Annotated in this window: 21 protein-coding genes; 2 read left to right on the forward strand and 19 right to left on the reverse strand. The window is 60.9% G+C overall.

Annotation, left to right across the window (positions count from 1 at the left end):
• Window positions 1–36: 36 nt before the first annotated feature.
• The 15 genes from LRS06_RS16670 to LRS06_RS16740 form a co-directional block, all read right to left on the reverse strand.
• Window positions 37–918, reverse strand: coding sequence for an alpha/beta hydrolase family protein (locus tag LRS06_RS16670; protein WP_257872516.1), 882 nt, complete (start codon window positions 916–918; stop codon window positions 37–39).
• A gap of 96 nt (window positions 919–1014) precedes the next feature.
• Window positions 1015–1278, reverse strand: coding sequence for a hypothetical protein (locus LRS06_RS16675; RefSeq protein ID WP_257872517.1), 264 nt, complete (start codon window positions 1276–1278; stop codon window positions 1015–1017).
• Between the two features lie 146 nt (window positions 1279–1424).
• Entirely contained in the window at window positions 1425–2438 is a 1014-nt protein-coding gene (gene bioB / locus LRS06_RS16680; protein WP_257872518.1) for a biotin synthase BioB, read from the reverse strand.
• A gap of 106 nt (window positions 2439–2544) precedes the next feature.
• Window positions 2545–3084 carry a sugar O-acetyltransferase gene (locus LRS06_RS16685; protein WP_257872519.1) on the reverse strand — a complete coding sequence of 180 codons (540 nt, stop codon included), beginning with the start codon at window positions 3082–3084 and terminating at the stop codon, window positions 2545–2547.
• A gap of 30 nt (window positions 3085–3114) precedes the next feature.
• Window positions 3115–3534: an inner membrane protein YiaA gene (gene yiaA, locus LRS06_RS16690; protein WP_257872520.1), complete on the reverse strand. Its 420-nt coding sequence runs from the start codon at window positions 3532–3534 to the stop codon at window positions 3115–3117.
• A gap of 419 nt (window positions 3535–3953) precedes the next feature.
• Window positions 3954–5102 (reverse strand): 23S rRNA pseudouridine(2604) synthase RluF, encoded by a 1149-nt coding sequence (gene rluF / locus LRS06_RS16695; protein ID WP_257872521.1) that lies wholly within the window; start codon window positions 5100–5102, stop codon window positions 3954–3956.
• A gap of 118 nt (window positions 5103–5220) precedes the next feature.
• Window positions 5221–5550 (reverse strand): hypothetical protein, encoded by a 330-nt coding sequence (locus tag LRS06_RS16700; protein WP_257872522.1) that lies wholly within the window; start codon window positions 5548–5550, stop codon window positions 5221–5223.
• 28 nt (window positions 5551–5578) lie between these two features.
• A complete protein-coding gene (locus tag LRS06_RS16705) occupies window positions 5579–6250 on the reverse strand; it encodes a hypothetical protein (protein WP_257872523.1) in 672 nt (223 codons plus the stop codon).
• 7 nt (window positions 6251–6257) lie between these two features.
• Window positions 6258–7316: a proline iminopeptidase-family hydrolase gene (locus LRS06_RS16710; RefSeq protein ID WP_257872524.1), complete on the reverse strand. Its 1059-nt coding sequence runs from the start codon at window positions 7314–7316 to the stop codon at window positions 6258–6260.
• An 80-nt stretch (window positions 7317–7396) separates the two neighbouring features.
• On the reverse strand, window positions 7397–8857 hold the full coding sequence (locus LRS06_RS16715) for a hypothetical protein (RefSeq protein ID WP_257872525.1): 1461 nt from the start codon (window positions 8855–8857) through the stop codon (window positions 7397–7399).
• Window positions 8858–9012: 155 nt separating this feature from the next.
• Window positions 9013–10074 carry a serine hydrolase gene (locus LRS06_RS16720; RefSeq protein ID WP_257872526.1) on the reverse strand — a complete coding sequence of 354 codons (1062 nt, stop codon included), beginning with the start codon at window positions 10072–10074 and terminating at the stop codon, window positions 9013–9015.
• A gap of 85 nt (window positions 10075–10159) precedes the next feature.
• A complete protein-coding gene (locus LRS06_RS16725; protein ID WP_257872527.1) occupies window positions 10160–10729 on the reverse strand; it encodes a DinB family protein in 570 nt (189 codons plus the stop codon).
• 87 nt (window positions 10730–10816) lie between these two features.
• Entirely contained in the window at window positions 10817–11551 is a 735-nt protein-coding gene (locus LRS06_RS16730) for a YebC/PmpR family DNA-binding transcriptional regulator (protein ID WP_257872528.1), read from the reverse strand.
• Window positions 11552–11736: 185 nt separating this feature from the next.
• Window positions 11737–12321 carry a hypothetical protein gene (locus tag LRS06_RS16735; RefSeq protein WP_257872529.1) on the reverse strand — a complete coding sequence of 195 codons (585 nt, stop codon included), beginning with the start codon at window positions 12319–12321 and terminating at the stop codon, window positions 11737–11739.
• Window positions 12322–12506: 185 nt separating this feature from the next.
• Window positions 12507–12938 (reverse strand): hypothetical protein, encoded by a 432-nt coding sequence (locus LRS06_RS16740; RefSeq protein WP_257872530.1) that lies wholly within the window; start codon window positions 12936–12938, stop codon window positions 12507–12509.
• Between the two features lie 60 nt (window positions 12939–12998).
• On the opposite strand from LRS06_RS16740, the gene LRS06_RS16745 reads away from it, so the two are divergent.
• Window positions 12999–13925, forward strand: coding sequence for an arginase family protein (locus LRS06_RS16745; RefSeq protein WP_257872531.1), 927 nt, complete (start codon window positions 12999–13001; stop codon window positions 13923–13925).
• A 124-nt stretch (window positions 13926–14049) separates the two neighbouring features.
• Complete coding sequence (locus tag LRS06_RS16750; RefSeq protein ID WP_257872532.1) at window positions 14050–14835, forward strand: DUF4097 family beta strand repeat-containing protein; 786 nt, start codon at window positions 14050–14052, stop codon at window positions 14833–14835.
• Between the two features lie 82 nt (window positions 14836–14917).
• Here the strand turns inward: LRS06_RS16750 and LRS06_RS16755 are convergent, their stop codons facing one another.
• The 4 genes from LRS06_RS16755 to LRS06_RS16770 form a co-directional block, all read right to left on the reverse strand.
• A complete protein-coding gene (locus LRS06_RS16755) occupies window positions 14918–15919 on the reverse strand; it encodes an MBL fold metallo-hydrolase (RefSeq protein ID WP_257872533.1) in 1002 nt (333 codons plus the stop codon).
• A 132-nt stretch (window positions 15920–16051) separates the two neighbouring features.
• On the reverse strand, window positions 16052–21436 hold the full coding sequence (locus LRS06_RS16760; protein WP_257872534.1) for a carbohydrate-binding protein: 5385 nt from the start codon (window positions 21434–21436) through the stop codon (window positions 16052–16054).
• A gap of 697 nt (window positions 21437–22133) precedes the next feature.
• Window positions 22134–22331 carry a hypothetical protein gene (locus tag LRS06_RS16765; protein ID WP_257872535.1) on the reverse strand — a complete coding sequence of 66 codons (198 nt, stop codon included), beginning with the start codon at window positions 22329–22331 and terminating at the stop codon, window positions 22134–22136.
• A gap of 241 nt (window positions 22332–22572) precedes the next feature.
• A complete protein-coding gene (locus LRS06_RS16770) occupies window positions 22573–23022 on the reverse strand; it encodes a hypothetical protein (RefSeq protein ID WP_257872536.1) in 450 nt (149 codons plus the stop codon).
• Window positions 23023–23120 lie beyond the last annotated feature (98 nt).

Here is a 23120-nt window from a genome sequence, read left to right on the forward strand (position 1 = left end):
AAAAGCAGGCGTCTCAACAGCGTTCAGCACATACCGCTAGGGCACGAGCACGGCGTTGGCGCGCAGGACCTTGGCAAAGAACAGTGCGTGGAAAGGCAGGGAGTTTTCCCAGTACTCCCAGGTGTGGGCGCCGGGCCGCTCGGTGTACTCGTGGGGCGTGGCGTTGTAGACCAAGCGGCGGTGCAGCTCGCGGTTGGCCTCAATAAGAAAGTCATCCACTCCGCAGTCGATAATGAGGGGCAGGCCGTTGGCTTTGAGCTTATCGGCCAGGGGCAGCACCATGTAGTTGCTGAGGTAGGTTTCCGGGGTAGCGCCCACCGGCCCCAGAATCGGGGCAAACCGCTCGGCGGTGCGCTTGGCTTCCTCGGGGTTCTGCTTCCACCGGGCCGTGCTGATGTCCAGGGCACCACTCATGCTGCCAGCCGCGCAGTATAGGTTGGGGTGACGGGCCGAGAGGTAAAGGGCCCCGTGCCCGCCCATCGACAAGCCGGTGATGACGCGCCCTTTCCGGTCACGCACGGTGCGGTAGGTCTGGTCGATTTTCTGGACTACTTCCTGCGTGATATACGTTTCGAACTGACTGGCCGGATTCACCGGGCTGTCGATGTACCAGGCAAATTCCTCTCCCTCCGGCATCACAATGATGAGGTTGTACTGGTCGGCCAGGCGGTGCACCAGCTGCTTGTCGGGCGTTTTGGCCAGCCAGTCGGAGTAGTGACCGGTGGCCCCGTGCAGCAGGTACATCACCGGGAAACTGGCCTTTTTCTGCCTGGTGTAGGCGTTGGGCAGCACCACGTTGGCGCGGTAGGTTTTGTGCATGGCCGCGCTGGGAATAGCCAGCGTATCGACCTTGGCCCCGAAGGCTGCACCCGCGTAGCTTATCAGCAGCAGGAAAAGAAAAGAGCGGAAAAAGCGCATGTTTTCTGGTAAATAAGGTGAAACAAGACACCGGCCGCTGCCCGGCAATGCAGGCGGCGGCCGGTGCGCAAAGAACTCAACTAGAACAGGCCGGCGCTAGGCATCGAAGCGGGTAGCAGCTAGCCACACGCTACCGTCCCGCCCGAAGCTGCGGGCACTGATGACCACCCAGCTGTCTTCTACCTCCACCCGGTCGCCCACCGACGGCAGCACGCCGTGCAGCGCCAAAATGCCGCTGATGGCCGCGCCAATCTTGTCTTCCAGGTCCGAAATCAGCTCGTGGGCCTCGCGGGCCTCGTGCTGCTGCCGGAACTCCTCGGCGTAGCCGTAATCGAGGTTCAGATCAAATACAATGCTCATGCGGCAGGGAATAAAAGCAGGTCATGCTGAGCGAAGCCGAAGCATCTCTACCGCTTCGTTAGATGATGCAGACAAAGCGGTAGAGATGCTTCGAAAAGCGGTAGAGATGCTTCGACAAGCTCAGCATGACACGTTAGAGGGCAAGGTTACGCTACCACCGAAACGGCTGCCTCTTTGCCCAGCACCATAGCCCCTTCGGGCACATCCTTGAACGACTTGCGGGGCTTGAGGCCCAGCAGGGCAAACATCTGCTTGTCGGCGTCGAAGTCAGGGTTGGGCGTGGTCAGGAGCTTCTCGCCGCTGAAGATGGAGTTGGCGCCGGCCAGAAAGCACAGGGCCTGCTCCGTCACGGGCATTTCCTGACGGCCGGCCGAGAGGCGCACCATGGTGTGGGGCATCAGGATGCGTGCCGTGCCAATCATGCGCAGCATTTCCCACACGCTCACGCGGGGCTGATCGGCCAGGGGCGTGCCCTGCACCGGCACCAGGGCATTCACCGGTACGCTCTCGGGGTGCTGGGGCAGCGTGGCCAGCGTGTGCAGCATGGCAATGCGGTCTTCGTCGGTTTCACCCAGCCCAATGATGCCGCCGGAGCACACCGAAATACCGGCTTTACGCACGTGCTCCAGCGTGTTCAGTCGGTCGTCGTAGGTGCGGGTCGTGATGATGTCGTCGTACTTCTCGCGGCTGGTGTCGAGGTTATGGTTGTAGGCATACAGGCCGGCCTGCTTGAGGCGCTCGGCCTGGTACTCGTTTAGCATACCCAGGGTGCAGCACACTTCCAGGCCCATATGGTTTACCTGTTCTACCATGCCCAGCACCCGGTCGAAGTCGCGGTTGTCACGGATTTCGCGCCAGGCGGCACCCATGCAGAAACGGGTGCTGCCGCCGTCCTTGGCACGCTGGGCCGCGGCCAGCACTTCGGCGTCGGGCAGCAGCTTGTGGGCCTGCACGCCGGTGTGGTAGCGAGCCGCCTGCGGGCAGTAGGCGCAGTCCTCGGGGCAGCCGCCGGTTTTTACGCTCAGCAGGGTGCACACCTGCACTTCGCCGGTAGCCTGCGTCTGGGCATGAATAGCCGCTGCCTGGCTTACCAGCTCCAGCACGGGCAGATTATAAATAGCTTTTACTTCGTCGAGGGTCCAGTCGGTACGGAGGTGCATGGCAGGGAAGATGAGTCTGGAAGTTAGGCCTTGTAAACAGGCAGCCCGCTGACCATACAGAAGGCCAGCGGGCTGCAAGATACAGGAGAAGCGGATTTGTGCGGACTTAAACTGTACGAATAACGCGGCAGGGGTTGCCCACGGCCACCACGCCCGCCGGAATGCTGCGCGTCACCACGCTGCCGGCCCCAATAGTGGTGCCCGCGCCAATGGTTACGCCCGGCAGCACGATAACACCCGCGCCCAGCCACACATTGTCGCCAATAATAATTGGCCGGGCAAACTCCCAGCCGGCAACCCTAGGCTCGGCTTCCACTGGGTGGCCCGCCGTGCTCAGCACTACATTCGGGGCCACAAACACGTTGTCGCCGATGCTGACGAGGGCGCAGTCCAGCACCGTAAAACCGTAGTTGGCGTAGAAATTCCGGCCCAGTTGAATGTTGTAGCCGTAGTCGCAGCGGAAGGGCGCCTCCACGTGGGCGTCGGTTTCGTAGCCGAGTAGCTCGCCCAACACTTGGCGGTTCAGGTCCACAGGCTCCTGGTTGTAGCGGTGGCAAAGCTGCTTGGCGCGCCGGCGCTCCGCTACCAGCTCAGGGTCGTTGGCCTGGTACAGCTCACCGGCCAGCATTTGTTGTTTGGGCGTCATATCGGCAGGAAAAGCCAGGTGCGCTGCTGGCTAGAGCAAGGGGTTGGGCTGGTCCGTCATGTTGTTTTTGCCTTTGCTGTCACGGGTGTTCTTCTGCACGGCAATGGCGCCGAACAGGGCCAGCATAAACGACATGGCATAAAAGCCTTTTTCACTGAGGGCCAGGGAAGCATTCCAGAGCCCCACAGCCAGCAGCATAATGGCGGCAATGGTGGAAAACCAGCACAGACTGTAGTAGATGCTGGTGACGGGAATACCTTCCAGCTGGTCGCGCACACTCTTCTGCAGCGATACGGCCGCAAACAGCCCGAACAGCAGGATGGTGAAGTAGTAGCCCTTTTCGTTGAGCAGCATCTGCGCGTTCCAGAGGCCTACGATAAAGGCGGCCATGCCGGCCAGCAATGCCACCCAGGAGGCGGCCACAAAGGCATTGGAGGGTTTGGTACTCATAGCGGTTCAGGCAACAGGTGAGAGTGAAAGAAACGTCGGCCAGCAAGCTCCCGACACTCAAACATAGCGTTCTGCGGCGCTAACGGTTGGGTAAGAATTTCCAAAATCAGACTTTTCATCAGGCGTGAATGAGAAAGGATGATGCGCCCGAAAGCCGCTTCCGGTGTCCAAAATGCGGCTAACGAGAGTGGGGCTATCTGATTTTTGCGGGAGGATATTTTTCTCTAAACCAGGAGAAGAACCCAATATTCACCGCGTGAAGTAGGGGCGGGGCTTGCCCCCGCCCTTCGTTGAACGAACCTTGCACTCGTTGTTCAACGACAGGCGGAGGCAAGCCCCGCACCGTACTTCTGCCTTCCCCCAAAACACAGCGGGCCGCTCCTTGGTAGAGCAGCCCGCCGACTAAAGTAGAAACAACTTTACGACCGTTTGCCACCCCTGGCGGGCGCGTTACGGCTGCTGCCGCGGGTGCCCGAGTTGCCTTTGGGCGTGCGGTTGAGCGTTTTAGAGGCGGTCTGACGCTTGCTACCCGAGGCGCCGGTCGGGCGGCCCGACTTGCCGGCAGCCGCGCCGGGCCGTGGGCCTACCGTGTTGGTAGGCCGCCCCGAGCCCGCCGACCGGCCCGCCGAAGCCAATCCTTTGGGGGCGGAGGATTTGCGGCCGGGAGCGGGCTTGTCTACCCAGGCCCCGGCCAGCTTGGTTTTGGGTTTGCGCGGGGTATCAGCCTCATCGTCGGTGGAGGCGGGCCGGGCCACGGCGGGACGTATGGTGATGGGACGGGCCGTTTTGCGGCCGGGGCGGTCGGCCCACTGCGTGGCGGTGGACACGCTCTTGCGGCGGCGCGGCATGGAGCCGTCGTCGGCACTGCTGGAGTTTTCCAGCATCTCAAACAGCACTTTCAGCTCCTTTTCCGTCAGCTCGCGCCACTCGTTCAGGCCCAGGCCTTTGATGCTGATGTTCATCACCCGGATGCGTTCCAGCTGCACTACTTCGTAGCCAAAATGCTCGCACATGCGCCGGATCTGGCGGTTCATGCCCTGAATAAGGGTGATGCGGAAGATGTAGGGCGTTTCTTTCACCACCTTGCATTTCTGCGTCATCACCCCCAGAATAGGCACCCCGTTGGCCATGGCCTCGATGAAGTCGTCGCGCAGGGGCTTATCCACCATCACCACGTACTCCTTCTCGTGCTGGTTGCCGGCACGCAGGATTTTGTTGACGATGTCGCCGTTGCTGGTGAGCAGAATCAGGCCCTGCGACTCCTTATCGAGGCGGCCCACGGGGAAGATGCGCACCGAGTGCTTGATGGCCCGGATGATGTTGTCGCGGATGCTGGTGTCGGTGGTGGTGACGATGCCCGGGGGCTTGTTGTAGGCAATGTAAATGGCATCTTCCTCGGCCCGGGGCTCAATGGCAATGCCGTTGACCACCACGCGGTCCTTGCCCGTTACCTGGTCGCCGATGGCGGCGCGCTTGCCGTTTACCAGCACGTTGCCCTGCTCGATGTGGCGGTCGGCTTCGCGGCGGGAGCAGACGCCGCTTTCGCTGATGTATTTATTGAGACGCATGGGAATGAAGTGCTTCGTGCTTTGTGCCTGGTGCTTAGGCAAAAGCTAAGCAAGCGGGCCGCAAGTTACGCAGAAACGGAGCGGCAGCCCATGCAAAAGCGCCACCACGCCCTCCCGGCTACCTCAAAAACCGCTCTATGGCGGCGTGGAGGGCAGCAGGCAGGTGCTCCGGCGGAAGAGGGCGAAGGGCCTGAGTCGCGCCATCAGTGTCAGTGAAGGTGCCGGCTGTGGGCGTGAACCGCAGGTGGCCCTGGCGAAACGCGCGCTGCTCCTCGCCCTCGGCTTGCATCATGGAAACAAACTCCAACAGCTCTAGCGCCTGGGTGGCTTTGTCGAAGTGCAGCCAGGAGTACACGTCGGCGGGGTTGGCGCTGTGCACATCGAGGCGCTTGATTTCGCAGATGAATGCGGTGTCGGCTTCCAGCAGGAATAGGGTGGCGAAACGCAAAAGAGGAGGGGTGGAAAGGTGAATAATATTAAGGCTGCTCTCCGGGCAATTCTACGTTCCGATACACCAACAGATGGGCAATGTTATCAACAGGTAAGTTCAGTTCCTGTTGAACCTGCTCAACTTTTCGAGCAAAAACGGCTAGCTCCAGCAACGCCTGATCATAGGCAGCAGATAGGGCCAGCTTGTTGACCCGAATTTTGGGTTGCGTAGGCATCCCGAACGGTTTATCATCATCTAGACAAGTGAAAACAACCTCTTCGGCGGTGAAGGAAACTTGAGGGGCAGGGTGTCCCTGGTAGTAAGCAGGACGGCCATACTTTGCTAGATACTTCCAGTAGATAATGTCCGAAAGTTCGCCACAGCATTGCGGAAACAGAGCATTATGGTCGTCAACCCGCAAGACGTAGCCGCCAAAAAAGGAGCATAGTCCAAGCAAATCATAGTCGCCTGCGAAGTAGCCTTCCAGATGAGATGCCGTCAGCTTCCGCAGGTTGCCGAGAGTAATATCACTAGCCCGATAGAAGAAGAGGCCTGGAGTAAATGGTTGCAAAGGATCCGGAAATCCGGCCTCTCTATGAGACTGAGCAGCATATGCATCCCATTCAGCCGGATAATCCCAACTCGGGAATTTACTTGGAGCAGGTACAAGGTGGTTGTGGAAACCAATTTCCAGGGCCGGTATCAACTCTACCATCATAGTGTCCTTACAGCTTCACCGCTTTCTCGCCCTTGTCCACGCCCAGCATCCACTTCGTGAGGCCGCGCATGTAGGTGGCCTGGTCGTCGTACATACTCATGTGGGAGCCTTCGGGGCAGATGAGGGCGGTGCCGTGCTGCACTTTTTTGGCCACCATGCGCATGTGCTCGGGGTCCATAGTATCGTGCCGGCCGCCGATGCTGAGTACGGGCACCGCGAGCTTGGGTAGGTCGGCCACCCGGTCCCAGCGCAGGAGCTTACCGGAGGCGCCAAACTCGCTGGGCCCCTGCATGGTTACGTAGAGCGACTGGTTGGTTTTGCCCAGGGAGCGGGTCATAGGCTCGGGCAACTGGGGCAGGCGGCACAGGTGCTGGGCGTAGAAGTTGGGCTCCAGCAGCTGCATGTAACGCGGGTTCTGGAAGTCCTTGGCAGCCTCAATCCGGCGAATTTCAGCCAGCACCTCGGGTTTGAGCTGGGGCGCCAGCACCTCGTCGGCGTACTTATTATAGGCCGGAATGCTCATCATCATATTGGAGATGACAAGGCCCTTCAAGTGCTGCTGGTACTTAAGGGCGTACTCGGCGGCCAGGATACCGCCCCAGCTGTGGCCCAGCAGATAGAAGTTGTCTTTGTCGAGGTTGAGGGCCTGGCGTACCTGTTCCACTTCCTCCACGTAGCGCGGCAAACTCCACATGACCGTGTCTTTGGGGTTGTCGGAGTTGCCGCAGCCGAGCTGGTCGTAGTAAATGAACTCGATGCCTTCCTGGGGCAGGAAGCTTTCCAGGCACTCGAAGTACTCGTGCGTGGCACCGGGGCCGCCGTTGAGCAGCAGGAGCTTGATGCGCGGGTTGTGGCCAAACCGCTTCGTCCACACATTGAAGGTGCCCTTGGCCGTGCGGATAGGAATGATCTGCACGCCGCCCGTTTTCACCCGAGCCGTGTCGGCGGCGAAGTAGGCAGTTAGGCTGCCGTCGGCGGCAGTGGTTTCCGGCTTGGTGGGCGAGGAGCAGGCGCCGCCGAGCAGGCCCAAAAGCAGCAGGCAGGTGCCCAGGAAGGAAGTGCGCATGATTTGAGGGGGTAGGAAAGAAGCGGAAAGCTAAACCTACCGATAAATCCGGCCGGCACCAACTACGCCTTGGGCTGCCCCTATTTGCCCGTCACCGACTGCTCCAACTCCCGAAACGGAATAACGGTCTTCACCCCGTAGTCCTGCACCGGCCACGACTGCACAATGGTTTCCACGGATAGCCCCAGGTCGCGGATGGCCTGGTACAGGCCCACCTGCCGGGCACTGGCCTTGCGGCTCGGCCCCTGCCGCGCTATCCACACCAAATCATCCTCAAACAGCAGCTTCTCGCTCGGGAAGTAGTACACCAGGTAGTCGTTGGTGTGCTGGGACTTGCTGCCGATAACATGAATCTGCATCTCGAACCCGTTTTCCGCAATGGTTTTGCTGGTGGTTATTGCCTCAGTGCGCAGCGGGCGGGGCTGCCGCTGCAGGCTGTCGGGGTGCAGGGTGTGCGGGGCGGCGGTCAGGTACTGCACGTAGGGCACATCGGCGGGCGTGGTGAGGATGGTGGCGCCCCGGTGCACAAAGGGCCGCAGCCCGCCGAGGTAGTGCGGGTGGTAGTGCCCCGCCACGAAGTAGCGCACGGGCTTGCCCGGTGCCAGCTTGCGGGCTTCGGCCAGAATCAGCTCCCCGTTCTCACTGTTCAGCGGCGCCTCGGCCACCAGCAGAAACGAGTTGAACTCCACCACCAGCACCTTATCGTCGGTGTGCTTGAGCTCCAGAAAGTGCAGGTGCGCGCCGTGGTGCGTTACGGTAACTTCGGGCTTGACGACGGGGGGCGGCACCAGGGCGTACCCGGCGGGCGCCGTGAGCAGGGTAGGCGCCGCCGACTCCAGCGCCCCCGTTGTTACCCGCACAGTGTCCGTGAGCTTGCCGTTAATTTTGCTGACAACGACGGTGCGGGCGTAAGCTAGCTTACCCACGGTGGCGTGGTCCTGGTAAGTGTAGGTCGTCAGCACGTCCCCGAATAGCTCGTCGTGGCTCAGGGCGGTGACCTTGCTCAGGCGGTTGTCGGCGCGGCGGATGTAGAGCCGCACGATGCTGCCGCCGAGCGTGTCCTGGTACACCGTTTCGGTGCGGGTGCTTTCCGGCGCAGGCTTGCGCTTGCGCTGGTAGAAGAGGTGCAGGAGCGGAGCCGGCGTGTAGCGCGCCGCCTGAACGGGCTGCCCCCGGAAAGTGCCGGGCGTCACGCGGGTCAGCTGCTCGTCGCCGTAGTCCTGAAATAGCAGGGTCGTGGACGTGAGCTGGGTGCGGGAGAAGTAGGTTTTGGTTTCCTGGCGTAGCGTGTCACTCTTCAGAAAGCTGGTAGCGGTGCCCCACACGCGGCCGGTGCCGGTGTAGTTGGTGGCCTGCCAGGGCTGGAAGCTGTGCTCCAGCTGCGTCAGCGTTTCGTGGTAGCGCAGGGCGAGGTAGGTGGTCTGCACGGGCTGGGCTTGCTGCTTCCAGCAGGCTTGCAGGTTATCGGGTGCCTTCGCCCAAGCGGGAAGCTCTGGGAGCAGAAGAAGCAGGAGCAGGGCGAACGAGCGGATCAAGGGCATAAAAGCTGAGTGGGTTTGGAAACTGATTTCCGGGTCATGCTGAGCTTGTCGAAGCATCTCTACCGCTTCGTCTGAATACTGTCACAACGAAGCGGTAGAGATGCTTCGGCTTCGCTCAGCATGACGAGTGAGAATTGCTTTTGCCTGATGCCCGTCTACTCTTCCGCCAGCCACTGCAGCGCCCGGTACTCGCCCGGCCCGAAAAACAGCCGCAGTACGTCATCGGTGAGGCGCTGGCCGTTGGCGCCGTTGGTGAACAGCACCAGGGTTTCCTGCTGCTCGGGAAAAGCCAGGAAGAAATTCTTGAAGTCGCCGTTGTCGCCCCAGTGCCAGAGGGCGGGTCCACGGCTGGTGGTTACCAGCCCCACGCCGCAAGCCCAGGCAATGTGCGCATCGGTGGGGGTGAGGGTGTGCCCGCAACGGTTGGCTTCGTTGGCGGGCCGGAGCAGCAGCTGGTGGGTGGCGGGCTGCAGGCCGGTGCCCGCCAGCAGCGCCCGCACAAACCGGCTGTAATCGTCGGCGGTAGAAAGCAGGCTGAAGCCCGCGTTGGGCTCCGCAAACCGGCGGATTTCAGTAGGCTTACCGGTATTATCGTGACCGAAGCTGGCATTTTTGTCGAAGCCCGGCTGCCACACGAAGGAGCTACGGCGCATCTTTAGGGGCTTGAATACTTCCGCCTGCGCCAGCTGTTCCCAGGACTTACCAGTAAGGTGCTCCAGGGTTTTTTGCAGCCACACGTAGCCTTCGCCGGAGTAGTTCCAGCAGCTGTCGGGAGTGTATTTCAGGCGCAGGACGGAGGTCTTCCAGCTGTCGGCCAGCGGGTTTTCGGCCCAGTTGGGCAGGCCAGTGGAGTGCGTGAGCACCATGCGGGCCGTGATTTTGTCGGCTCCGGGCTGGATGGCTAGGCGCGGGTAGGGGGCGTAGGAAAGCAGGGGCTTATCCAGCGCCAGCAGGCCCTGGTCGAGCAGGCGTAGGGCCACGTAAGCCAGCACCACCTTTCCCAAAGAAGCCGCCTGAAACGTAGTATTGGCTTTCAGCGCCTGCCTGGTGCCGCTTTTGCGCTGCCCCAGCGAGTACGCGGTAGATTTGCCGTTTTGGGAATACACTACCTGCAGGCCGGATACATTCTGCTTTTTGAGCAGGGCCTCCAGCTCCTGTTGCTGGGCGGTGGCTGTGAGGGTGAGCAGGAGAAGAAATAGCGTATTTAGGAATTTCATGCAGTAACCAAAGCAGCTGATTAGCCGCATTAAGAGGAAAGGAAACGGACCAATCAGCCTGGCAAAGGCAAACCCGATAAGCTAATCACAGCCGGCTAGTATGGAATTCAGCTTCGTTGCGCGCCATCTGCTGCAGGTGGCGCTGACCGTGCTGGGCCAGAAAATACAGGTACTCATACACATCAATCTTGCCCAGGCTGTTTACGGACATCGTCGTCTTGTACAAGATACCTTCCCCGTTCGGTAGGTTGTCCAGCGTCTGCAAACATTCCTGCAGCTGCTGCTTTAGCTGTTGCCGAACTTCGGCCAGAGGCTTTGTGCCGCTGGGCTCCATATGCTCTGGCCGTATCCAGGGAAAGGACTTGTGCTTGCCAATTTCGGCCAATTTATCCTCTTGAAATAACTGTTCGACAAGAGCCGCTGCCAGGTCCTGTTGCTGGGCGTTTTGCAGGGCTTTGCGCGCTGCTTTATGAATCAGAATAAGCAGAAAATGATTGGTGAGCCCCACGTGCTCCAGGATTTCATCAACCGTCCAGCCGCCATCCAGCGGCCGGTAGCGGCGGAGGTCAACATCTTTGGCAAACCACGTATCGAGGGCTGCAAACGTCTGAACAAGGCTATGATGGATGTGGCGGATAGTGACGTGAATAGACATTTATTAATGATATGGAGGGGGTATACTACAAAAAAAGCGGGCCATCCGTACTGGAGTGGCCCGCTTCTGCGTCTTCAGAAACACTGACTACCCAAGGGTGTGATACACGGCTTGCACGTCGTCGTCCTCCTCAAACTTCTCGATGAGGTTCATAACTTCTTCCAGCTGCTCGCCTTCGAGGTGCACGGTGGTGTTGGCCACGCGCTGCAACTGCGCCGATACCACGTTGAGGTGCTTTTCTTCCAGGGCTTTCTGCATCTGCCCGAAGTCGGTGAAGGCGGTTTCCACCACGATGTAGTCTTTCACGGCACCGTGCTCGTCCTCTTCCTGGTCGGCGTACACGTCCTCGGCGCCGGCGTCAATCAGCTCCAGCTCCAGCTCGTCGAGGTCGAGGCCTTCGGCGGCCAGCTTGAACACGCCCTTGCGGGTGAAGGTGTAGTCGGAGGAGCCGGCGGTGCCCAAGGCGCCGTTGCCGCGGTTGAAATACATGCGCACGTTGGCCACGGTGCGGGTGGGGTTGTCGGTGGCGGTTTCAATTACAATGGCCACGCCGTGGGGCGCGTAGCCCTCATACACCACTTCCTGGTAGTCTTTTTCCTCTTTGCTGCTGGCGCGCTTGATGGCGGCTTCCACCCGGTCCTTGGGCATGTTCACGCCTTTGGCGTTCTGCATGGCCGTGCGCAGGCGCGAGTTGGTGTCGGGGTTGGGCCCCGACTCTTTCACGGCCATGACAATCTCCCGGCCAATGCGGGTGAAATCCTTGGACATCCGGTCCCAGCGCTTCATTTTGCGGCCTTTGCGGAATTCAAACGCGCGTCCCATCTATCAGTGAGTTGGTGAAATAGTGAATTGGTGAGTTAGCCATTCGGGCCCGGGGCCGAAAGGGGGCCGCAAGTTAGCAGAAACGGCGGCGGGGCGCAACGCGTCCATTCGCAAACGCCGGCGCCCCGGCTTCCAGCCCATAGAGCTGAAAACCGGGGCGCCGGGTTGCTTCATAGCCTGTAGCGTTAGGGCAGGTCCTGCAGGCGGAGGGTAATGTTCTGCGGGGCCGTTTCGTCGCCGCCGAAGTAGGGGTAGAGCTGGTAGCCCTTGGCCGGACCGGTGCAGCTGCGCTTGTGCTCCACTTTCTTGCCGTTCACCAGGAAGGTGTACTTGGCATCGGTAATCTGCAGCTCGCAGGTGTACCACTTGTTGCGGTCGATGGCCGTGAGCAGGGTAGTGGTGTTCACGCCGTTGCGGTAGGAGTAAGCCAGCAGCTCCAGGCGGTTCTGATACCAGCGCCAGCCAAACCGGGCGCTGTTGGTCTGGTGCAGGGAGTTGCAGTCGGCCACGCCGTACAGCTTGTTCACGTCGGCCTGGTTGTTGGTGGCTTTGGTTTTGTAGCTCGCCGTGTTGTCGAACTTCACCAAGAACTTAAGCTTGGTTTTGCTTACCAGGCGCAGCGGGTTGCTGGTGGCGTAGTGCTGACCCTTGAGGATGGTGTAGAGCGTGCCCGGCTCGGTGGCCGCCGTGGCATCGGCCGAGGCAGCTACAGCGGTGGGAGCAGTGGCCGGGGCCACTTCTTCCTTACGCAGGCAGCCGGCGGCAATCAAAATGAGAAAAAGACTAAATGGGGCAAGCGTAGACAACCGAAACATAGGAGGAAATTAGTTTCCCCCTCAAATAGACTTTACGGCTGTTTGGTTCATGATATCAGGTTTTTAAGTTTTGAAATTTATGCGTATATCCTGTGCTGTTTCTTTGATAAAGCGCAGATGTAAATAAATAAAGTTATATTCTAGTGGCCTCGCAACGTATAGATACCCTGGTTGCCCGCCGGGAAGCCCTGCATGGTAAGCGTGAGTAGGCCGTTGCGGAGCACGAAGGTGCCTTCGTCGGTGCGGGGCTGGCCTTTGCTGTCGGTGTAAATGAACGTGATGTGGTCGGCGGTGAAGGCAAAGCGGCCGTCCTGGTCGAAGTGCAGGGTGGTGCCGTTGGCGGCCAGCGTCAGGCGTTTCTGATAGGTGCCGTTTGGGCGAAGCGTGAGGGTACCGCCGACGCCCTGGGCCGCTACCGGCTCGGGGCCAGCGCTTTGGTCGAGGATGGCGTAGGTAAGGTATTCGTAGGTGGTGTAGAACCCGGCCTTCGGACTAGCGGGTGCTTGCTGGGCATGTGTCTGGGACGCGAAGAGCAGCAAAGCCAGGAAAGAGAAAAGGATACGCAGCTTCATCCCGCAAATTACGCTATTCGCCGCTTTTCCGGCTGCGGCCCGTTCGGCTACCTTTGGTCTATGGCTACTTTCCTGCGTGAACTGATTCAACCCGCCGCCGCGCTGCCCCAGGCCGATGTGTGTCTCGTGGGCCTGCCTCTCGACTTTGGCACCGTGCTCGAAGGCGGCCGCGCCGGGGCTGCCGGCGCCCCCGACGCCATCCGGCGGGAGCTGCGCCGCTACCACAAAACCTACAACCTGGAGCACAACGTCAGCCTCGACCACCTGCGCATCGCCGATGCCGGCAACCTCGCCCTGCGCTCCGCCGCCGACCATGCCGCCAACCACCAGCACATCCGCGAGGAGCTAACCCGCCTGCTGGGCCTGTACCCGCGTGTGGTGGTGCTGGGCGGCTCCCACGATGGTACCTACAGCACCGTGCGCGGGCTTTTCGATGCCACCGGGGCGCAGGCCATGGGCGGCATCAACCTCGATGCCCACGCCGACGTGAAGGACAAGCCCGGCCTGATCAGCAGCGGTACGCCCTTTGGCAAGCTGCTGCGGGAAGGGTTTCTGGCGGGAAAGCAATTCACCGAAATCGGCCTGCACTCCAACCTCAACACCCAGGAGGATATCGACTTTTTGCACGCTCAACAAGCCCACATCGTGCCCTTGGCCCACGTGCAGCAGGATGGTATGCCTGAGTACATGACGCGCGCCCTGCACCTGGCCAGCAGCGGCGGACCAGCGTTTGTGAGCTTCGATATCGATGGCTGTGCCGAGGCGTATGCACCCGCCGTATCGGCTCCTAGTGCCGATGGCTTCACGCCGCGCCAAGCCACCGAAGCCGCTTTTCTAGCGGGTCGGGCCGAGGCAGTCCGGTTATTTGAGGTGGTGGAGTTCAACCCGCTTTACGACCGCGACAACCAGACGGCGCGGCTGGCGGCTACCATCATCACCGCTTACCTCACGGGCGTGGCCTCGCGCCTGAGCAAGTCATCTACGTAAGATTTCGTATAAAATTTTAAGGTTTAGGTATGCCTCAGGCAACGCTTTGCCGCGGCCACTCATCTATGGGGCAAGTGCGGGGCCTGAAGGCCCTGACTTTCACGTTCTCCTTTCTCTTTTAGCTATGAAAACCACTTTCCTCGCCCTCGCTCTGGGCTTCGCTGCTACGGCTGCCACTGCCCAAACCACCACCACCTTTTCCCTGACCTGCAAGGATGGGGATGACCGAAGCTCCCAGAAGCAGTTCTGCGAAACCCGCGACCTGACCATGGCCAGCCCCGGCACCGCCACGCTCACCATTGATGGCCGCGCCAACGGCGGCATCACCGTGCACGGCTACGATGGCGCCGAGGTGAAGGTGCGGGCGAAAGTATCGGCCTGGGCCCGCTCGGCCGAAGCCGCGCAGAAAACCGCCCAGGGCATCAGCATCAGCACCAAAGGCAATATGCTGCGCGCCGAAGGCAATGAGAACGGCTGGGCCGTGAGCTACGAGGTGTTTGTGCCCCGCCACACTGCCCTCAGCCTCAAGACCATCAACGGTGGCATCCACATCGACCACGTATCGGCCGATATTGCATTTGATGCCACGAATGGCGGGATTTCGCTCGAAGAAGTGGGCGGCAACGTGAAAGGCAACACCACCAACGGCGGCCTCAGCATCACGCTGGCCGGGGAGAAATGGACCGGCGCCGGCCTCGATGTGTCGACCACCAACGGCGGCATCACCTGGCAGCTGCCCAAAAGCTATTCCGCTAAGTTCTATACCAGCACCAATATGGGCGGTATCAATAGCAACTTGTCCGTCACCAAAACCGGGATGATGAGCAAGGAAGTAACGGCCAACCTGGGCAGCGGCGGCGCCCCAATCCGCGCCGTAACTACCAACGGCGGCATTACGGTGCGCCAATAGACTCAGGTAGTTGTAGTAATTGAAAAGCCCCCGCATCTTCACCTATGCGGGGGCTTTTTGTGTCCGTAGATCAGGCAGAAGCCTACAGTACAAATCGTTTTACTTCGCCGGTGCGCTTGCGCTTAAGTGCTTCCGACTGTTTCAGCGGATACTCGTTCTGCTGGTGCTTTTGGTAGCGCTTCACTACCAGGGCCGCGCCTACCAGAGCTCCGAGGCCCACAGCCGCAATCCGGAGCTTGTCCCGCAGCGCGTCGTGGGGGGCGGCCGGCAGGTGCTGTACGCCGCCTGCATCCAGTCGGGCCGGCTCCTGTACGTAGCGCCCATGTGCAGGCATCGGGAAGTCAGCCGCCAGCCTGGCTAAGCCTTCGGCGGCCGCGGAGCCTGTAATAACCGGGCCGTGGCCGCAGCCAATGGCCAGCGGCTGCAAGGCTGCCAGCTTCTGGACCGACTCGCGTACCTTCTCCCAGTTGTAGTTGAAGGGCGCGCCGGCCACGCTGATCTGCGGAATCTGGAGCAAGAGGGAAGGCACCGACTCGTGGTTGGCCGTGGCAAAAGCATCGGCGCCAAGCAGGGTGCGGTCTTCGTCACGGAACAGGGCAACCTGGCCGGGCGCGTGCCCGGGTACATGCAGCCAGCGCCAGCCGGGCAGGTAGGGCACTTCGTCCTCCGAATCGGTAGGCAGGGCCTGCACAACGTCGCTCAGCTGAAAGCTCTGGGGCGGGAAAAACCGCGCCACAAAGGCCAGCGTGCCGCCGCCATCTACGGTGGGGTCGGCGGGTGGGTATACGGCCTCAGCCCTGAGGAAGGGCAACTCCAGCGGGTGAGCCAGCACCGGCACCTTCCAGTGCTCGGCCAGGGCCCGCGCCGAGCCGGAGTGGTCCATGTGCCCATGGGTAAGGATAATGGCCTCAGGGTGAGTGCCGGGGTAAAACAGCTTATCGGCCGCGGCAATGATGTCCTTCTCGGACCCGGGCAGGCCGGTGTCAACCAGCACCCACGCCCCGGGGGTAGTGGTTTCTACGAAGTACAGATTGACGAAGCGTTGGATGGTGAGCTGGTGCACGCCAGCAGCTACTTGTTTCATAGAAGTCAGGTGAATTGGTCTTGTAAAAGCCATACGCAAAAGCAGCTGCTACGGGCTATATCTCGCCTTGGTTCAAACAAAAAGCTCCACCCGATATGGGTGGAGCTTTTTGGAAAAATTACCGCCTGCGGGTTAGTGGCTCACCACCAGCCGTTGCGTCAGGGTTTGCTGACCAGAGGTGAGGCGCACCACGTACACGCCGGCCGAGTACTGGCGCGTGTTCAGCGTTACCGTCTGCGCGCCGCTGCCCTGGCCCGTAGCAAGCGTGCGGAGCAGCCGCCCGTTCATGTCGTAGAGCGTGAGCGTGTAGGCACCAGCTTGTGGCAACCGGAAATGCACAGTGGCATCGCCCAGGCTGGGCGTGGGCGCTACGTGCAGCTCAGCCGTTGAAGCCGAGGAGGCGTTTTGGTTTGCCAGGGCAGTGCCGGTACGAGCCTGCAGGTTGCAGGCCGTGCCCACGGTGTAGGAGAAGGGCGTGGCCACGTTGTTGCGCTCGGGCCCGCCGGCGCCTACCTGGTAGGTGAAGTACAGGTTCACGACGGTACCATTGGCCATGGGCAGCGTGTGGGTGAAGTCCCCGGCCGCGTTCTTGGTCATGGTGTAGCCCGGGTAAGCACCGCTCGTGCCCTGGCGCAGGTAAAGCAAGGCCAGGTTGCCGCCGGCCGTGGCCCCCAGCGGGTGGAAGGTGATGGTCAGGTTGCCCCCGCTGCTGACGGCCTTGTAGCTGAAGTCCGTCGTCACGGCGCAGTAGCCGCTGGAGGAACCGCCCGTGACCGTCACACTCACCGCGGAGGAGGTGGTCACCGCGCCCGCGTTGTCGGTAGCGCGGGCCGTGATAGAGTAGGTGCCCGCGGCCACGCCGGTCCAGGTGTAGGAGTAAGGCGAAGACGTGTCCGTGCCCAGCAGCGTGCTGCCGTTGTAGAAAGCCACGCTGCTGACCGTGCCGTTGGCATCGGCCGCGTTGGCGTTAATCGTAATCGAAGCTGGAGCCGTAAAGCTGGCGCCGCTTGCCGGCGAGGTCAAACTCACGGTGGGCGGGGTGTTGGTGGTCACGGCCGTGAAGCTGAGCCAGTTCACGTTCAGGCCCCCGGCCGTGGCGTAGAGGCGCAGGGTCTGCGCGCCGGCCGGCAAGGTTACGGTGGCGTTGAGCGTCTGCCAGCTCTGCCAGCCCCCGGTCGCTCCAACCGTTACGGAGCCCAGGCTGGTGCCGGCGCTGTTGCGCAGCTGCAGGCTTCCTCCGCCCGGCTCGCTGGCCAGCCGGAAGCCCACGGTGTACTGACCGGCCGTGGTCACGTTCACGGCGTAGTCGAGCCAGTCGCCGGCTTCGATGTAGCCCACGTTCAGCCCCCCGCCCGTGTCGGTGGTCGTCTCGGTCTGGATGCCCAGCATGGCCGAGAAGCTTTCGGCCTGAATCGTGCCGGGAATGGTCTGACCAACGGGAGCGGCCGTTACCGTCACGCTCACGGCCGAGGAGGTGGTCACCGCGCCCGCGTTGTCGGTAGCGCGGGCCGTGATAGAGTAGGTGCCCGCGGCCACGCCGGTCCAGGTGTAGGAGTAAGGCGAAGACGTGTCCGTGCCCAGCAGCGTGCTGCCGTTGTAGAAAGCCACGCTGCTGACCGTGCCGTTGGCATCGGCCGCGTTGGCGTTAATCGTAATCGAAGCTGGAGCCGTAAAGCTGGCGCCGCTTGCCGGCGAGGTCAAACTCACGGTGGGCGGGGTGTTGGTGGTCACGGCCGTGAAGCTGAGCCAGTTCACGTTCGTGCCCGTGGAGGCCGAGGCGTAGAGGCGCAGGGTCTGCACGCCGGCCGGCAGCGTGACCGTGGTGGTCTGCGTCTGCCAGCTCTGCCAGCCGCCCGTGTTGCCTACGTTCACCGAGCCCAGGACCGTGCCGGCGCTGTTGCGCAGCTGCAGGGTAGCCCCGCCGTTGGCCGAAGCCACGCGGATGCCCACGCTGTACTGGCCCGCAGCGGCCACGTTGACCGAGTAGTCGAGCCAGTCGCCCGTCTCGTACCAGTCCACGTTCTGGCCCCCGCCCGTGTCGGTCGTGGTTTCCTTGTCCGTGCCCTGCTGGGCCGTGTAGCTCTCGGCCTGAATCGTGCCCGGAATGGCCTGCGCCGTGGGGGCTGACGTAACCGTGACACTTACCGCCGTGGAGGTGGTTACCGCGCCGGCGTTATCCGTGGCTTTGGCCGTGAGAGAGTACGTGCCCGCGCCCACGCCGGTCCAGGTGTAGGAGTAAGGCGCCGTCAGGTCTTCGCCGAGCTTGGTTGCGCCCTGGAAGAACTCTACTTTGCTCACCGTACCGTTGGCATCGGCGGCGTTGGCGTTAATCGTAATGCTGGCCGGGGCCGTGAAGCCGGCACCGTTGGCCGGCGAAGTCAGGCTAACGGTAGGCGGCGTGTTGGTGGAGGTACCGGTGTAGGTGAACGTCATGCGGCCTACGTTCAGGCCCCCTTGCGTGAAGCTCAGGCGCAGCACGTGTTCCCCGGCCGGCAAGTTTAGGCCGGTAATGGTTTTCGTTCCCCAGGCGCCCCAGTCGCCAGTCGTTGTTACGGTCTGGTTGGCGCTGATGGTGTTGCCATCAATTGAGAGGGAGAATGGTCCCCCGCCGGTGGAGTTGCCGGCGGCGTAGCGTAGGGCTAGCGTGTGCGTGCCGGCCGTAGCCACGTTGATGGTATACTCCAGCCATTCGCCGGCATCCACCCAGCCTACGGTCGTGCCTTCGGCTGCGTCGCTCACGGCATCTACGTACTCTGCAGGGCGGAAAGCCACCGTGGGCGAGGGCTCGAAGGTAGCCTGGTTGGAGGCGCTGGCGTCGTTGTAGGCAATGCCCTGGCCCAGTCCGCCGGCGTAAGTATCGTACTTACCGGCCTCAATAACGCCCGGCACGGCCTGCGGCGTACCCGTGAAGGAAGTTTGCTTGCCCACCTGCACTCGCGCAATGTTAGTCACTTTGAAAAGCGAGCCGGCGTACACCTTCGCGTAGAAGTTGTGAATGGCTACGTTCAGGTTAGAAGCAGTTTTGGTGTAAGGCGCGGTGGTTACCGTTCCCAGAGACGTGCTGCCGTCGAAGAACTCCACCCCCGTTACGCCGGAGCCGGTGGTAGCCACGCTCAGCGTCACGCTGCCGTTGGCGGCTACTTCCGAGGCGCTGGCCGTGAGCGTGCCCGCCACGGCCACGTCCTTGCTGGTGGCCAGCTTGCGGGCCGGCACGTTCAGCACGTAGCCATCCGAGAAGTTCACGGTGATGGGCGCGCTGGAGTAGTTGTGGGCTACGTAGGTTTTCACGCCGGCCTTGTTAAAGACCACCGCCTGCGGGTTGTTGGCCGTCACGGAGGCATCTACCCGGCCCAGGGCGTTCATGGCGTGCAGCCAGTAGTAGGTCTGCGCATCCGAAACCCCAAATTTGATCGGTCGATTAGGGAAGCCGTCGTAGAGCTGAATGGCTTTTACGGGGTCAATGAACGCCAGGTATTCCCAGAGCAGGTCGTGCCAGGTGTTGGCATTCACTTCATTCTGCAGAATGCCCGTATTCTGGGTGATTTCCGTCCAGAGCTTCTGTACGTAGGCGTGGTTCTGGCCCAGGTACAGCGAGCCGCCGTGCATGGGGTAAAGCTGAATGCCGTATACGGCGCGGATGTCCTGGGTCCAGAAGGTACCAGCGTCGTAGCCCGCGCCCCACACGCGGCCGGTGGCGCTGTAGGCGTAGTTGGGCTGGAAGGTGCGGTCGTTCACGTCAAACCAGTACTCCTCAATGGCGGCCTGCTCGGTGGCGTAGAGGTAGATGCCCAGGTCGCGGGTGGCTTTGTTGCCCGTGATGGCGCCCCAGTGAATCAGGGACGAGTTGAACTGCATGCTTTCCGAGGTCGATTCCTGGTTGTTGCCCATGGGTGAGCTGGCGAAGCCATCAGCCCAGGAGTGACCGGCGTAGGGGTCGAAGTTGCGCAGGAAGGGGAACTGGGTATCGGTGCGGCTGGGGTTGGCGGCGTCGCGCACGAGCATGTTCACCATGGCACCCCACTGGCCGGCCCAGCCGGGCTGGTACTGCTCCAGGAAGGCGGCGGCGTGGATGAAATAGCCCCAGTGGAAGTGGTGGTCGTTGATGTTGTCGTCCTGGTGGTGACCAGCGGGATACCCAAACAGCGTCGACCAGGTGGAGTTGTAGTAAAACACAAAGGCGTTTTCCCCGCTTTCCGCCGACAGCCAGTCCTGGAGCCGGTTCTTGATGGTAGTCACGATCTGGTCGCGGGCGGCGGTGTTGCCGGTTTCATCGGCAATGCGGGCCGTCTGAATCAGCTTGTTCATTTCCTGGCCCTCGTTGTAGGAGTCAGTCCACTCGGCCAGGCCGTTGTTTTGCAGGGCCTGCACCTTGTCGTTCAGCTTCACCGGGCTGAAGCCGGTGCTGTAGTTATCGAGGTAGGGCAGGGTGGGCAGGATGCCATGGAAGGTGTAGGCCGTGGAAAACACGTTGCCGGCCAGCATCTTCAGTTGGCCCCGTACCGACGGATAGATCTGCCCGGCGGGCTGGGCCGACCCGGCAGCCATGTAGCCCCACTGGTGCGGCAGCAGCCCCTGAAGGACCACGCCGTTGGCGCCTTCCTTCACAGAGGGCGTCACCGTGAAGGTCGTTTTCACTACTGAGGTGCTTTCAGTGAACACCCAGTCTACTTTGGTGCTGGCCGGAAACACGTAGGCGTATTGCTTGTAGGCGTTGGCGGCGGCCAGGGCGTCCGGGGCCGAGGGGTTCAGCAGGGCAATGGACCAGTACGTTTTACCGTTCAAGGTAGACGTATAGGTGCCGGCGTTGTTGGTCCAGGTGGAGCCTAGGGGAGCATACACGGCGTAATCGGCTCCATTATAGGAGTCCTTGATCAGCAACATTTCCCCGTTAATGGTTACCGTGCCCACGGTCACTTTCACCGTGGCCACGTCGGCGGCGCCCTTGGTCAGGTACACGAAGGGCATACCCATGCCCACAGTGGCGTTAAAGTCATTGGAGCCACTGTGCCAGTTCATGGTCACGGTCCAGTCGGAGTAGTCCGATACGGTAGCAGCGGTGGCGTTCAGGCTCTGCACGCCCACCGTCACGGCCATCACGTCGCTGTTGGGCTGACGGTATTCCGTAGTGCTGGCCGGCGGTATAATGTAGTTTACCACCAGACCCGTTTCGTGCGTGCGCAGCGTGAGCGGGTAGTTGAAGATGTTGTTTGTGTGGTTGTTGCGCAGCTTGCCCGACCAGAACTCATTGGTCGGCACCGGCTTGGTGGCGGCTACTCCGCTCAGCAGGGGCGAGCCGGCCGGCACGGCGTTGCGGCCGGCGGCGTCCGTTCCCGGAAACTGGGTGGTGTAGCTGCCGGAGCCTACGGCTACGATCTGGCTGTGCGCCGGAGCGCTGGCAAGGCCAATACTCAGTACCGAAAGCGCGGCCGCTTTTACGGCCCGGGTGCGGGGGGTGTGCGGCCCCGCGAGCCACTCCGGCAGTAGGCGGAGCAGGCGGTTGTGTAGGGTTTTACCCATTGTAGAGAGGTTTGGTGGGGTTATGTAATTGTAGGGGAGTGACAAATGGAACCGAATCCGGCACAATCGTTCCCGGAAAGCTGTGGAAACGATTGCTGCAGGGGGCTTTCTACAGGCAAGAGCTGTTAAACTGTATGTTGAGTAGCGGAGCCGAACTCAGCAGATCTATCAAATGGAGCAACTTAAAAGCAGGCTTTTGCTAGGTCGCTATTTAGAAGGTGGATATACTTATAATAGATGACTTTTAATAACGAGCCAGAATAGGCTATATAAGGTAAAGATTATAAAGAATCGTATATCGATCCTCAAGGTATATAAATAATTTGTTGAACAATAGGGTCGATAAACTAGCAAGCAAAAGAAACTGAAGGAACCGCACAGTCTCTTGCCCGGCTGCGGCAGCGGGCTTGTGATAGAAGCGTTTCTCAGGTACCGTACTCTCTGCTGGTGTTTAAGTATTATGTGCAGATAGTCAGAGGAATACAATGTGAAAAAGGTGCGTGATATGTGCGATTCGTTGTATCGATGGCGTATCAATAATAAAATTTTGGGTTCGTTTGCAGGCAAACGAGCGTTAGGCTCTATGCGGTTAATGTCGCGAGTAGTATAGGGCGGCAGCCGTGTTACAGCGACTGAGTTATGGACACAAAAAAGCCCCTTGCTGGCAAGAGGCTTTTACTGGTTGCCGACCGATACCTTATGGAGCGGTAGTAGTGGTGTCGGTGGTAGCGGTGGTGTCAGTGGTTGCGCCGGCTTCAGCCTGCTCACTTGGCGAGCTGGTTGCCATGCTGGTAGTTTGGTCGCCCTCACCGCGCTCTGAGCCGGTGCCATTGCCTTCGCAGGAGGCCAGGGTAAAAGAGGCCGCTGCCAGGGCCAGGAAAAGAATCTTTTTCATGAGACAAGTTGGTTGTGGTAGAAGCCAGAAAACGTAGTTGCACAGCAGCCAAGCTGCACATCAGGCGGTTATACTCCCGATAAGGCAATGACGGCTCACGATATGCCAAGAAATTTTTCGTCGAGCCCTATAACTTGGGGTTTCCAGTCATAGGAGAGAGGGTTGCTCCGTGCCTGGAACCGGCTGAAACAAAAAGCCCCTCGCAAAGCTGCGGGGGGCTTTTTGTTGACTTCAAAAGAGCTTACTGGCCCGAGGTAGTGGCCGTGCCCGTAGAGCCCGTGCCACCAGCGGTAGTGCCGGTACCCGAAGTAGAGCCACCAGCCGTGGTGCCGGAGCCGGAAGTAGTGCCCGTACCACCAGCCGTGGTACCCGTGCCGGAGGTAGAACCACCAGCCGTGGTGCCCGCGCCGGAAGTGGAGCCGCCGGCTGTGGTACCGGAAGTGCTGCCTGAGGTGCTGCCGCCAGTAGCGCCCGTGCCACTGGCGTCGCCCGTGCCGCTCATGCTCGTGTCGGCACCCATGTCGGAGTTGGCGCCCGTTTCCATGTCACCCGATTCAGTGCCGCCTTCCGTGCCAGTGCCAGCCCCGGTTTCCGTGCCGGTGCCCTCGGTGGCACCTTCCTGCTGATTGCCGCCGCACGAGGCGAATGTGAGCGAGGCCGTAGCCAGCGCCAAGAAAAGAACCTTTTTCATAATAGGGTGAAGGGTTTGGTGAAAAAGAAGTGCTTGAGCCGCGCCTACCTGGTCGCAGTCGAAGGGTTTATACTTCCGCCTAAATCTTTGTAACCCGC

The sequence above is a fragment of the Hymenobacter sp. J193 genome (assembly GCF_024700075.1).
GTDB lineage: Bacteria > Bacteroidota > Bacteroidia > Cytophagales > Hymenobacteraceae > Hymenobacter.

Bases quoted from the DNA above. Each gene is read 5' to 3' on its own strand.
- LRS06_RS16670 (WP_257872516.1), bottom strand. From the start codon at position 918: ATGCGCTTTTTCCGCTCTTTTCTTTTCCTGCTGCTGATAAGCTACGCG.
- LRS06_RS16675 (WP_257872517.1), bottom strand. From the start codon at position 1,278: ATGAGCATTGTATTTGATCTGAACCTCGATTACGGCTACGCCGAGGAG.
- bioB (WP_257872518.1), bottom strand. From the start codon at position 2,438: ATGCACCTCCGTACCGACTGGACCCTCGACGAAGTAAAAGCTATTTAT.
- LRS06_RS16685 (WP_257872519.1), bottom strand. From the start codon at position 3,084: ATGACGCCCAAACAACAAATGCTGGCCGGTGAGCTGTACCAGGCCAAC.
- yiaA (WP_257872520.1), bottom strand. From the start codon at position 3,534: ATGAGTACCAAACCCTCCAATGCCTTTGTGGCCGCCTCCTGGGTGGCA.
- rluF (WP_257872521.1), bottom strand. From the start codon at position 5,102: ATGCGTCTCAATAAATACATCAGCGAAAGCGGCGTCTGCTCCCGCCGC.
- LRS06_RS16705 (WP_257872523.1), bottom strand. From the start codon at position 6,250: ATGATGGTAGAGTTGATACCGGCCCTGGAAATTGGTTTCCACAACCAC.
- LRS06_RS16710 (WP_257872524.1), bottom strand. From the start codon at position 7,316: ATGCGCACTTCCTTCCTGGGCACCTGCCTGCTGCTTTTGGGCCTGCTC.
- LRS06_RS16715 (WP_257872525.1), bottom strand. From the start codon at position 8,857: ATGCCCTTGATCCGCTCGTTCGCCCTGCTCCTGCTTCTTCTGCTCCCA.
- LRS06_RS16720 (WP_257872526.1), bottom strand. From the start codon at position 10,074: ATGAAATTCCTAAATACGCTATTTCTTCTCCTGCTCACCCTCACAGCC.
- LRS06_RS16725 (WP_257872527.1), bottom strand. From the start codon at position 10,729: ATGTCTATTCACGTCACTATCCGCCACATCCATCATAGCCTTGTTCAG.
- LRS06_RS16730 (WP_257872528.1), bottom strand. From the start codon at position 11,551: ATGGGACGCGCGTTTGAATTCCGCAAAGGCCGCAAAATGAAGCGCTGG.
- LRS06_RS16740 (WP_257872530.1), bottom strand. From the start codon at position 12,938: ATGAAGCTGCGTATCCTTTTCTCTTTCCTGGCTTTGCTGCTCTTCGCG.
- LRS06_RS16745 (WP_257872531.1), top strand. From the start codon at position 12,999: ATGGCTACTTTCCTGCGTGAACTGATTCAACCCGCCGCCGCGCTGCCC.
- LRS06_RS16750 (WP_257872532.1), top strand. From the start codon at position 14,050: ATGAAAACCACTTTCCTCGCCCTCGCTCTGGGCTTCGCTGCTACGGCT.
- LRS06_RS16755 (WP_257872533.1), bottom strand. From the start codon at position 15,919: ATGAAACAAGTAGCTGCTGGCGTGCACCAGCTCACCATCCAACGCTTC.
- LRS06_RS16760 (WP_257872534.1), bottom strand. From the start codon at position 21,436: ATGGGTAAAACCCTACACAACCGCCTGCTCCGCCTACTGCCGGAGTGG.
- LRS06_RS16765 (WP_257872535.1), bottom strand. From the start codon at position 22,331: ATGAAAAAGATTCTTTTCCTGGCCCTGGCAGCGGCCTCTTTTACCCTG.
- LRS06_RS16770 (WP_257872536.1), bottom strand. From the start codon at position 23,022: ATGAAAAAGGTTCTTTTCTTGGCGCTGGCTACGGCCTCGCTCACATTC.